At 67.7% G+C, this 10,896-nt stretch carries 11 protein-coding genes and 1 pseudogene; 9 read left to right on the forward strand and 3 right to left on the reverse strand.

What is annotated here, in order from left to right; genetic code table 11:
- The 6 genes from atpH to D180_RS16130 all read left to right on the forward strand — a co-directional run.
- A partial coding sequence (atpH, locus tag D180_RS16105) for an ATP synthase F1 subunit delta (RefSeq protein ID WP_017913605.1) occupies positions 1 to 245 on the forward strand: 245 nt, incomplete at its 5' end.
- Positions 246 to 392: 147 nt separating this feature from the next.
- Complete coding sequence (atpA, locus tag D180_RS16110) at positions 393 to 1,940, forward strand: F0F1 ATP synthase subunit alpha (RefSeq protein ID WP_026143773.1); 1,548 nt, start codon at positions 393 to 395, stop codon at positions 1,938 to 1,940.
- A gap of 116 nt (positions 1,941 to 2,056) precedes the next feature.
- Positions 2,057 to 2,920: a F0F1 ATP synthase subunit gamma gene (gene atpG / locus D180_RS16115; protein WP_017913606.1), complete on the forward strand. Its 864-nt coding sequence runs from the start codon at positions 2,057 to 2,059 to the stop codon at positions 2,918 to 2,920.
- A gap of 122 nt (positions 2,921 to 3,042) precedes the next feature.
- A complete protein-coding gene (atpD, locus tag D180_RS16120) occupies positions 3,043 to 4,449 on the forward strand; it encodes a F0F1 ATP synthase subunit beta (RefSeq protein ID WP_017910295.1) in 1,407 nt (468 codons plus the stop codon).
- Between the two features lie 175 nt (positions 4,450 to 4,624).
- The gene (locus D180_RS16125) at positions 4,625 to 5,047 is read left to right on the forward strand and encodes a F0F1 ATP synthase subunit epsilon (RefSeq protein ID WP_017910296.1); all 423 of its coding nucleotides are present in this window, start codon (positions 4,625 to 4,627) and stop codon (positions 5,045 to 5,047) included.
- A 414-nt stretch (positions 5,048 to 5,461) separates the two neighbouring features.
- Entirely contained in the window at positions 5,462 to 6,007 is a 546-nt protein-coding gene (locus tag D180_RS16130) for a chorismate mutase (protein WP_017913607.1), read from the forward strand.
- Positions 6,008 to 6,242: 235 nt separating this feature from the next.
- Here the strand turns inward: D180_RS16130 and D180_RS16135 are convergent, their stop codons facing one another.
- Entirely contained in the window at positions 6,243 to 6,626 is a 384-nt protein-coding gene (locus D180_RS16135; RefSeq protein ID WP_026144629.1) for a GtrA family protein, read from the reverse strand.
- Positions 6,627 to 6,766: 140 nt separating this feature from the next.
- Between D180_RS16135 and glmU the strand changes: the two genes are divergently transcribed.
- The 3 genes from glmU to D180_RS16150 all read left to right on the forward strand — a co-directional run bounded on the left by glmU (position 6,767) and on the right by D180_RS16150 (position 9,074).
- On the forward strand, positions 6,767 to 8,134 hold the full coding sequence (gene glmU, locus D180_RS16140) for a bifunctional UDP-N-acetylglucosamine diphosphorylase/glucosamine-1-phosphate N-acetyltransferase GlmU (RefSeq protein WP_017913608.1): 1,368 nt from the start codon (positions 6,767 to 6,769) through the stop codon (positions 8,132 to 8,134).
- Between the two features lie 3 nt (positions 8,135 to 8,137).
- Positions 8,138 to 8,659 carry a GNAT family N-acetyltransferase gene (locus tag D180_RS16145; protein ID WP_017913609.1) on the forward strand — a complete coding sequence of 174 codons (522 nt, stop codon included), beginning with the start codon at positions 8,138 to 8,140 and terminating at the stop codon, positions 8,657 to 8,659.
- A 100-nt stretch (positions 8,660 to 8,759) separates the two neighbouring features.
- Positions 8,760 to 9,074: a hypothetical protein gene (locus D180_RS16150; protein ID WP_153752204.1), complete on the forward strand. Its 315-nt coding sequence runs from the start codon at positions 8,760 to 8,762 to the stop codon at positions 9,072 to 9,074.
- A 158-nt stretch (positions 9,075 to 9,232) separates the two neighbouring features.
- Here D180_RS16150 and D180_RS16155 read toward each other — a convergent pair.
- Both D180_RS16155 and D180_RS24820 read right to left on the reverse strand, forming a co-directional pair.
- Positions 9,233 to 10,660, reverse strand: a pseudogene (locus D180_RS16155) (HAMP domain-containing sensor histidine kinase); the annotation flags it as partial.
- The coding region (locus D180_RS24820) for a helix-turn-helix domain-containing protein (protein WP_043091143.1) at positions 10,585 to 10,896 on the reverse strand (312 nt) is incomplete at its 5' end. The gene D180_RS24820 and the pseudogene D180_RS16155, both read right to left, overlap by 76 nt.

Genomic DNA, 10,896 nt, shown 5'->3' on the forward strand with positions numbered 1-10,896 from the left:
ACCAGCTGCGGGCCGAGGCCGAGCGCGTGGTGCAGGCCAACGTGACCTCCGCGACGGCGCTGAGCGATGCCGAGGTGGCCTCGCTGAAGGTGGCGCTGAAGCAGCGCTTCGGCCGCGAGGTCGAGATCACCACGGCGGTGGACGCTTCGCTGATCGGCGGCGCGGTGATCGACGCCGGCGACGTGGTCATCGACGGTTCGTTGAAAGGCAAGCTGTCGCGTCTGCAATCCGCACTGGCCCACTAAGAAACGGGAATGGCGAATAGAGAGGAGAGAACCCGGCCCGGCGGCGACGCCACCCGCGATTCCCGATTCCCCATTCCCGATTCTCAAAGAAGCTAACCACACGTCGCCATCCGCCGCTGCGCGATGGACGATCCGAAGGAAACCAAGATGGCAACCACGCTCAACCCCTCCGAAATCAGCGAACTGATCAAGAACCGCATCGAGCAGGTCAAGCTGGCCGCGGAGTCGCGCAACGAAGGCACGGTCACCAGCGTGTCCGACGGCATCGTGCGCATCTTCGGCCTGGCCGACGTGATGCAGGGCGAAATGATCGAACTGCCGAACGACACCTACGCCCTGGCGCTGAACCTGGAGCGCGACTCGGTCGGCGCCGTGGTGCTCGGCGACTACGAGAACCTGCGCGAAGGCGACGTGGCCAAGACCACCGGTCGCATCCTGGAAGTGCCGGTCGGCAAGGAACTGCTGGGCCGCGTGGTCAACGCGCTGGGCGAGCCGATCGACGGCAAGGGCCCGCTGGGCACCAGCCAGACCGCGCCGGTGGAGCGCGTGGCGCCGGGCGTGATCTGGCGCAAGTCGGTCGACCAGCCGGTGCAGACCGGCTATAAGTCGGTCGACGCCATGATCCCGATCGGCCGCGGCCAGCGCGAACTGGTCATCGGCGACCGCCAGACCGGCAAGACCGCGCTGGCTATCGACGCGGTGATCAACCAGAAGAACACCGGCATCAAGTGCGTGTACGTGGCGATCGGGCAGAAGGCCTCGACCGTCGCCAACATCGTGCGCAAGCTGGAAGAGAACGGTGCGCTGGCGCACACCATCGTGGTCGCCGCGACCGCCTCCGAATCGGCGGCGATGCAGTACATCAGCGCCTACGCCGGCTGCACCATGGGCGAGTACTTCATGGACCGCGGCGAAGACGCGCTGATCGTGTACGACGATCTGTCCAAGCAGGCCGTGGCCTACCGCCAGATCTCGCTGCTGCTGAAGCGCCCGCCGGGCCGCGAAGCCTACCCGGGCGACGTGTTCTACCTGCACAGCCGCCTGCTGGAGCGCGCCGCGCGCGTGTCCGAGGAGTACGTGGAGCAGTTCACCAAGGGCGAGGTCAAGGGCAAGACCGGTTCGCTGACCGCGCTGCCGATCATCGAGACCCAGGCCGGCGACGTGTCCGCGTTCGTGCCGACCAACGTGATCTCGATCACCGACGGCCAGATCTTCCTGGAAACCGACCTGTTCAACGCCGGCATCCGCCCGGCGGTGAACGCCGGTATCTCGGTGTCGCGCGTCGGCGGCGCCGCGCAGACCAAGATCATCAAGAAGCTCTCCGGCGGCATCCGTATCTCGCTGGCGCAGTACCGCGAGCTGGCGGCGTTCGCGCAGTTCGCCTCGGACCTGGACGAAGCCACCCGCAAGCAGCTCGAGCGCGGCCAGCGCGTCACCGAGCTGATGAAGCAGAAGCAGTACATGCCGATGTCCATCGCCAACCAGGCGCTGTCGATCTACGCGGTCAACGAGGGCTACCTCGACGACGTGCCGGTCAACAAGCTGCTGGCGTTCGAGGAGGGCCTGCACGCCCACTTCGCCAACACCCAGGGCGAGCTGATCGCCAAGGTCAACGACACCGGCGACTGGAACGGCGACATCGAGGCCGCGTTCAAGAAGGGCATCGGCGAGTTCAAGACCACGGGCAGCTGGTAAATCAGTTGCCGGGAATCGGGATTAGAGAATAGGGAATCGTAGGAGCGGGATCCGGGCTTGCCCATTCCCGATTCTCCATTCCCCATTCCCACGAAGCGAGCAAAGCGAGCGAGAGCATGGCAGGCGGACGCGAAATCAAATCCAAGATCAAGAGCGTGCAGAACACCCGCAAGGTGACGCGCGCGCTCGAGATGGTCTCGGCCTCCAAGATCCGCAAGGCGCAGGATCGGATGAAGACCTCGCGTCCGTACGCGCAGGCGATGAAGCAGGTGATCGGGCATCTGGCGCAGGCCAGCACCGATTACACGCATCCGTTCCTGGTGCAGCGCGAGTCGGTCAAGCGCGTCGGCTACATCGTGATCTCCTCCGATCGCGGCCTGGCCGGCGGCCTGAACAACAACCTGTTCCGCAAGATGCTGGGCGAAGTGCGCCAGTGGCAGGACCAGGGCGCGGGCGTGGACGTGGTCACCATCGGCCAGAAGGCCTCGGTGTTCTTCCGCCGGATCAAGGTGGACATGGTCGGCAGCGTCAGCCACCTCGGCGACCTGCCGCAGCTGGAGCAGTTGATCGGCGTGATCAAGGTGATGCTGGACGCGTTCACCGAAGGCAAGCTGGACCGCGTGTATCTGGTCTACAACCGCTTCGTCAACACGATGACGCAGAAGGCCAGCTTCGACCAGCTGCTGCCGCTGCCGGCGTCCGAGAGCCAGGTCGCGCACCACGACTGGGACTACCTGTACGAACCCGATGCCGCGAGCGTGCTCGAGCACGTGATGACGCGTTACATCGAGTCGCTGGTGTATCAGGCGGTGCTGGAGAACGTGGCGTCCGAGCATGCGGCGCGTATGGTCGCGATGAAGGCGGCCAGCGACAACGCCAGCAAGCTGATCAGCACCTTGCAGTTGGTCTACAACAAGGCGCGTCAGGCTGCGATCACCCAGGAAATTTCCGAAATCGTCGGCGGCGCAGCCGCTGTGTAGCCGGGAATGGGGAATGGAGAAACGGGAATGGTCGAAGCAGCAGCGCTTGATCTTCCCATTCCCGATTCCCCGTTCCCCATTCCCGACACCAGATTCGCATAGACATTAGTGGAGTTATCCAAATGAGTCAGGGCAAGATCGTTCAGATCATCGGCGCGGTCGTCGACGTCGAATTCGCGCGTGCCGATGTGCCGAAGGTGTACGACGCACTGAAGGTCGACGGCACCGCCATCACGCTGGAAGTGCAGCAGCAGTTGGGCGACGGCGTCGTGCGTACGATCGCCCTCGGCTCCACCGACGGCCTCAAGCGCAACCTGGTCGCCACCAACACCGGTCGTGCGATCTCGGTGCCGGTCGGCGCCGGCACGCTGGGCCGCATCATGGACGTGCTGGGTCGTCCGATCGACGAGGCCGGCGACGTGCAGGCCACCGACCATTGGGAAATTCACCGCGCGGCGCCGACCTACGAAGACCAGTCCTCGGCCACCGAGCTGCTGGAGACCGGCATCAAGGTCATCGACCTGATGTGTCCGTTCGCCAAGGGCGGCAAGGTCGGCCTGTTCGGCGGCGCCGGCGTCGGCAAGACCGTCAACATGATGGAACTGATCAACAACATCGCCAAGGCGCACTCGGGTCTGTCCGTGTTCGCCGGCGTGGGCGAGCGTACCCGCGAGGGCAACGACTTCTACCACGAGATGAAGGACTCCAACGTCCTGGACAAGGTGGCGATGGTGTACGGCCAGATGAACGAGCCGCCGGGCAACCGCCTGCGCGTCGCGCTGACCGGCCTGACCATGGCCGAGTACTTCCGCGACGAGAAGGACGCTTCGGGCAAGGGCAAGGACGTGCTGCTGTTCGTCGACAACATCTACCGTTACACCCTGGCCGGTACCGAAGTGTCGGCGCTGCTGGGCCGCATGCCGTCGGCGGTGGGCTACCAGCCGACCCTGGCCGAGGAAATGGGCGTGCTGCAGGAGCGCATCACCTCGACCAAGTCCGGCTCGATCACCTCGATCCAGGCCGTGTACGTGCCCGCGGACGACCTGACCGACCCGTCGCCGGCGACCACCTTCGCCCACCTCGACGCCACCGTCGTGCTGTCGCGTAACATCGCTTCGCTGGGTATCTACCCGGCGGTGGATCCGCTCGATTCGACCAGCCGCCAGCTGGACCCGAACGTGATCGGCCACGAGCACTACGACACCGCCCGCCGCGTGCAGTCCACCTTGCAGAAGTACAAGGAACTGAAGGACATCATCGCGATCCTGGGCATGGACGAACTGTCCGAAGAGGACAAGCAGGCCGTGTCGCGCGCGCGCAAGATCGAGCGCTTCTTCAGCCAGCCGTTCCACGTGGCCGAAGTGTTCACCGGCTCGCCGGGCAAGTACGTGTCGCTGAAGGACACCATCCGCGGCTTCAAGGCCATCGTCGACGGCGAGTACGACCACCTGCCGGAGCAGGCCTTCTACATGGTCGGCGGCATCGAGGAAGCGGTCGAGAAGGCCAAGAAGATGGCCGAGAAGGCCTGATCTGGACGCCGGCCGCAGGCGGCCGGCATCCGGGAATGGGGAATCGGGAATCGAGAATCGTCAAGGCGGGACAACTGGAATCTGATGCATCGCGTAATGGTCGAGAAACGGCACACCCGCTTCTCCCCATTCCCGATTCCCGATTCCCGATTCCCGCCTCACCCAGTGAGGCACCATGAGCACCATCCGTTGCGACATCGTCAGCGCCGAGCATGAGATCTACCACGGCGACGCCACCCTGGTGGTCGCGACCGGCGAGCTGGGCGAGCTGGGCATCGCGCCCAAGCACGCGCCGTTGATCACCCGGCTCAAGCCCGGCAAGGTGGTGGTGACCACCGCGAGCGGCGAGCAGCTGGATTTCGCCATCTCCGGAGGCATCCTCGAGGTGCAGCCGCAGGTGGTGACGATCCTGGCCGACACCGCGATCCGCGCGCAGGACATCGACGAAGCGTCGGTGCGCAAGGCCAAGGAAGAAGCCGAGCGCCTGCTCGCCAACCGCGGCGAAGGCATGGACGTGGCCGAGGCACAGGCCAAGCTGGCCGAGGTCACCGCGCAGTTGCAGGCGCTGGAGCGCCTGCGCAAGAACCTCAAGCACTGAGTTCACCGCCCCGCGGCCTGATGGCCGCATGCGCGACGACGACGCCGGCGTTTGCCGGCGTTGGCGTGTCTGGGAGATGGGGGTCTCCTTCGCACGCCGCCTCCGCGTGCATGTGGGGGATCACCTCGCGGATCCGGCTTGCCGCACTCTGTGACGCGCAGGCGCATTGGATCGCCGCGAAGATCGCATTCCTGCGGCGCAGCCCGAGATCGAGCTGGACTGCGACGCAGCGCACGGCGCTGGCTTGCTGGTCGCTGACTCGGCCGCGCTGGCATGCGACAAGACGCGGGTGCGGTCATCGTGCGGTCGGTGGACTGCGGCAAGATGGCCGCCCGATCTGCGGTTCATCCCCCACCCGCAGACGGTTACCGGAGAACCGAGATGAGCCTGTCCGCTGCCGTTCCTCGTCCCTGCATGCATGCGCTGACCGCCGTGCTGGCCGGCGCCCTGTTGATGGGATGCGCATTGCCCGCACGCAGTGCCACCCCACTGGAGCCGCTGCTGGATCGCATCGTCGAGCGCAATGCGATCGGCGACCAGGTGGCGCTGAGCAAGTGGGACAGCGGCAAGCCGGTGCTGGATGCCACGCGCGAGGCCGCGGTGCTGGCCAGCGTGCGCGATCAGGCGCCGGCCCACGGCGTGGATCCGGACGATGCGGCGCGTTTCTTCGGCATGCAGATCGAATCCAACAAGCTGGTGCAGTACGAACTGCTGTCGCGCTGGCACCTGCGCGGCCGCGCGCCCAACAGCCCGCGCCCGGACCTGACCGCACTGCGCGCGCGCCTGGACCAGCTGCAGGGCGAGATGCTGGACGCGTTGCAGGCCAGCGCCACGCTGCGCCAGGCCCCGGATTGCCCGGCCACGACCGCGCGCGTGGCCGAGGCCTATGCGCTGCGCTGGCAGCTCGACCAACTGCACCGCACCGCGCTGGTGCGCAGCCTCGGCGATTTCTGCCGCTGAGTCGTCGGTAGCGGGGCCGATGGCGCGTTGCCTGCGCCCAACGGGGCGCTGAAGCCGATTTGGCGCTCTGCAGGCCCGATCCGCGCTGGCCGTCTAGGCTTCGCTCGTCGCGACTGAAGTCGCTCCCACAGGGATGCTCCCGGCATACGTTAGGTCTTTTGTGGGAGGGGCTTCAGCCCCGACAGCCGGCGCCGAGCGCACGCAGCGGTGCCGCCTGCCTGCCGTGTCGCCAGCGCTAGCGATACACCAACTGCCGGCCCAGGAAGAACGACACCACCGCCAGCATGCCTTCGACCAGCGGCTTGGCCAGCCAGGCCAGGCGCAGGCCCAGGGCATGGGCGCACAGCGCCACCAGCCAGGTGCTGAGCGCGGTGAGCACCAGCCACATGGCCATGAAGCGGCCGAAGCGGCGCCAGCCCAGGCGTGCGGCGTCGTCGCTGGCGAAAGTGATGCGGCCGTTGAGCCAGAACCCGAGCAGGGCGCCGCAGACGCGGCCCAGCACGTTGCCTGGGACCGTCGGCATGCCGGCCGCGGTGGCGGCGACGAACACGCTCCAGTCGACCAGCAATTGCAGCAGGCCGATCAGCAGGAACTGGCTGCCCTGGCGCAGGAGACCCATGAACATCCGCAGGAGAAGACGATCGCGCATGCTAGCGCCTGCGGCGCCGCTGTGCAGCCCGCCGCGTGTGGCGCGGTCGTGACGGCAGGCGTGGCCGGCAGCCTCTAGAATTCGTCGTCCACCCGCAACGGAACCGCCCCATGAGTCTGCCCCTGCACGTCGTGATCCTCGCCGCCGGCGCGGGCAAGCGGATGAAGTCGGCCAAGCCCAAGGTGCTGCAGCCGATCGCCGGCCGGCCGATGCTGGCGCATGTGATCGAGACCGCGCGCCAGCTGCAGCCGGACGCGATCCACATCGTCCATGGCCACGGCGGCGAGGCGGTGCTGGCGGCGTTCGCCGACCAGCCGGACCTGCTGTGGGCCGAGCAGGCGCAACAGCTGGGCACCGGCCACGCGGTGCAGCAGGCGATGGCGGCCGTACCCGACGCGGCCACCGTGCTGGTGCTGTACGGCGACGTGCCGCTGATCCGCGCCGAGACCCTGACCCGCCTGCTGCATGCGCCCGGCCGCGTCGCGGTGCTGGTGGCCGAGCCGGAGGATCCCACCGGCTACGGCCGCATCGTGCGCGACGCCGCCGGCAAGGTCGCGGCGATCGTCGAGCAGAAGGACGCCGACGACGAGCAGCGGCGCATCCGCACCATCAACACCGGCATCGTCACCGCCGAGTCCACCGCGCTGAAGCGCTGGCTGGCGCAGTTGCGCAACGACAACGCGCAGGGCGAGTACTACCTGACCGACGTGTTCGCCGCCGCCGCCGCCGAGTTCACCCCGGCCGAGATGGTGCTGGTGGCCGACCCGATCGAGGCCGAGGGCGCCAACGATCCGTGGCAGCTGGCGCAACTGGAACGTGCCTGGCAACTGCGCGCGGCGCGTGCGCTGTGCGAGCAGGGCGTGCAACTGATCGACCCGAACCGCCTGGACCAGCGCGGCCGCGTGCGCGCCGGCCACGACGTGCGCATCGACGCCAACGTGATCCTGGAAGGCGAGGTGGAACTGGGCGACGGCGTCAGCATCGGCCCGTTCGTGCGCTTGAAGGACGTGGTGCTGGGGCCGGGTACCGAGGTGCGTGCGCATTGCGACCTGGAAGGCGTGGTCGCCGAGGGCGCGGTGCAGATCGGCCCGTTCGCGCGGCTGCGCCCGGGCACGGTGCTGGCCGATGGCGTGCACATCGGCAACTTCGTCGAGACCAAGAAGGCGGTGCTCGGCGTCGGCAGCAAAGCCAATCACCTGACCTACCTCGGCGACGCGACCATCGGCAGCGGCGTCAACGTCGGTGCCGGGGTGATCACCTGCAACTACGACGGCGTCAACAAGTCGCAGACGGTGATCGGCGATGGCGTGTTCGTCGGCTCCAACAGCGCGCTGGTGGCGCCGCTGGAGATCGGCGACGGCGCCACCATCGGTGCCGGCTCGGTGATCACCCGCAGCGCGCCGGCCGGCAAGCTGAGCGTGGCGCGGGTGCGCCAGGAAACCGTCGAAGGCTGGAAACGCCCGGGCAAGCGCGACTGAGGCATGGCCGGGCGCATTCGTCTGGCGCGCGCGCAGGAGTTGGCGCGGTTGCCGGAGATCGAGCGGCGCGCCGGTGCCCTGCTGCAAGGGCATCCGGCGCAGGCCGTGTTCGCGGCGCACGCGTTGGAGACGCACGCCCTACGTGCCGGATTGGCGCGCGAGCAGTTATGGGTGACGCTGGACGAGGACGAACGTTGCGTCGGCTATCTGCTCGGCGGGTGCCTGGACGGCGGCTTCCACGTGCAGCAGATGGACGTGGATCCCGATGCCGGGCGCCGCGGCCACGGCCGTGCCCTGCTGCGGCATGCGCGCGCCGCCGCGGCAGTTGCTGGTTTCCAATGCATGCTGCTGACCACCTTGCGCGACGTGCCGTGGAATGCCCCGTTCTACGCCAGCGAGGGCTTCGTCGCGCTGCCGCCTGCGCAGTGGGGACCACAGTTGCGCGCGACCTGGCGACAGGAAGCCGCACTCGGTTTCCCGATGCACCTGCGGGTGGCGATGCGTTGTCCGCTGCCGTCGCGCTGAGCCTCGCGGCCGGGTCGTCGATGCTGCCGGGGTAGCGCTGATACTGTATACAGATGGAAGCGCGGCAATGATGCCGCGACGGTCCAATCCAGGGGAGATCATGAAGCGACTTGTCGTGGCGTCAGTGCTGACGCTGCTGAGTTTTCAGGCGCCGGCGTTTGAGCGCGTGCATGCAAAGGTCAGCAAGTTATATTCGGAATCCAATCGATTCACCCTCGTCGTCGCCGATAGCGACATTCCGCAGCAATGCGGCGGTGTGTTCTATGAGGTCTACCGCGACGAAGCGACGCCCCACTTCAAGGAACTGTATTCGCTCGCCCTGGCTGCGTTCACCAGCAAGGCCAATGTCGAGATCGTGGTCAAGGGCTGCGCCGACGTCGATCGTGCCGTGATCGACCACATGGCGATCTACTGAGCCACTGCGCCCGACGTGTCCTGGGTGCGCGCCGCTGAACCGCAGCGCTTTTGCTTGAGCGGAACGTAGCGCGACGGTCACGGCTTGGCTAGGTGCGCTCATGCTCTTCGGGTCCCGGGTCCCGGCGCTCAATCCCCAATCCCCAATCCCGAAAAAAATCAGCCCCGCTCCCCCTGCGGCAACTGCACCGTCACGCACAGCCCGCCTTCGTCGCGGTTGTGCAGCGACAGGCGGCCGCCGTGGGCTTCGACGATCTCGCGGGTCAGGGCCAGGCCCAGGCCGGTGCCGTTGCGCTTGGTCGAGTAGAACGGCATCAACGCGTTGTGCAGCACCGCCTCGTTCATGCCGCTGCCGCGGTCCAGCACTTCCAGGCGCAGCCAGTCCGGGCGGGTGGACACGCGCACGCGCACGCCATCGGCCGGCGTCTGCCCCTCGGGCAGGGATTCGTGGGCGTTCTTGACCAGGTTGAGCAGGGCCTGCTGCAGTTGCGCCGGATCGACCCGGCTGTGCAGGTCCGGCGATTCCAGGTCCAGCGCGAACGGAATCTGCTGCTGCAGCCCGGCCAGGAACTGCGCCCAGTGCACCGTCTGCAGTTGCGGCTGCGGCAGCTTGGCGAAGCGCGCGTAGCCGCGGATGAAGCCTTCCAGGTGCCGCGCGCGTTCCTCGATGGTGCCGAACACCTCTTCCAGCCGCTCCACCTTCTGCCGCCGCACCAGCTCGGCGCCGGAGTGCGCCAGCGAGGCGATCGGCGCCAGCGAGTTGTTGAGCTCGTGGCTGATCACCCGGATCACCTTCTTCCAGGTGTGCACTTCCTGGCGGCGCAGTTCGGCGGTGAGCAGGCGGATCAACAGCAGTTCGTGCGGGCGGCCGTTGAGATGGAAGCGGCGCTGCGACAGGTGGTAGATCTGCTCCTCCTCCGGATCCTCGTCGCTGCCTTCGATGGCGAACAGGCTGTCGCCACCGCGCGAGATCGCCTCGCGCAGCGGCGCTGGCACACCCAGCAGCAGGTCGTCCAGGCGCTGTCCTTCCAGCTTCCAGCCGCTGTGCAGCAGCTTGCGCGCAGCCAGGTTGGAGAACACCACGCGGCGCAGGCCGTCGCCGCCCTTGGAGGTGAGCAGCATCGCCACCGGGGTGTTCTGCACCATGGTGTCGAGCATCAGCTCGCGCTGCGCCAGGCCCTGGCGCTGTTCGCGCAGGATCTCGCCCAGTTGCGCGTGCGCGGCGACCATCTCGCCCAGTTCGTCGTCGCCGCGCCAGTGCACGCCGAAGTTGTATTCGCCGTCGCGGTAGCTGCTGACGGTGCCGGCCAGGGCGCGGAACAGCGAGCGCATCGGCGCGGTGGCGCGGCGCAGCGTCCACCACATCAACAGCAGCAGGGTCAGCGCCGAGGCCGTGACCACTTCCCAGCCGCGGTCCATCCAGTAGGCCAGCAGCCACGGCAGGGCGGCGGCCAGCGCCAGCACCGGCAGCAGGCGCAGGAACAGCATGACGGTGAAGGAGCGGCGCAGTTTCATTCGCGCGGGATGCCGTAGCGGTCCATGCGCCGGTACAGCGCCTGCCGGCTCATGCCCAGTTCGGCGGCGGCCTGGGCGATGACGCCGTGCGCACGGCTCAGCTCGGCCACGATGCGCTCGCGGTCGGGTTCGGCAGCGGCGGCCGTGCGCGGCGCGGCGGGCTTGGGCAGGTTGAGGTCGGCGGCCTCGATCTGCGCGCCGCCGGCCAGCAGTTCGGCGCGCTGCACCACGTTGCGCAGTTCGCGCACGTTGCCGGGCCAGGCGTGGCGCTGCAGCGCCTGGCAGGCGCCGGCCGACAGCGGCTTTTC

It is taken from the genome of Xanthomonas sp. SHU 166 (genome assembly GCF_000364685.1).
GTDB lineage: Bacteria > Pseudomonadota > Gammaproteobacteria > Xanthomonadales > Xanthomonadaceae > Xanthomonas_A > Xanthomonas_A sontii.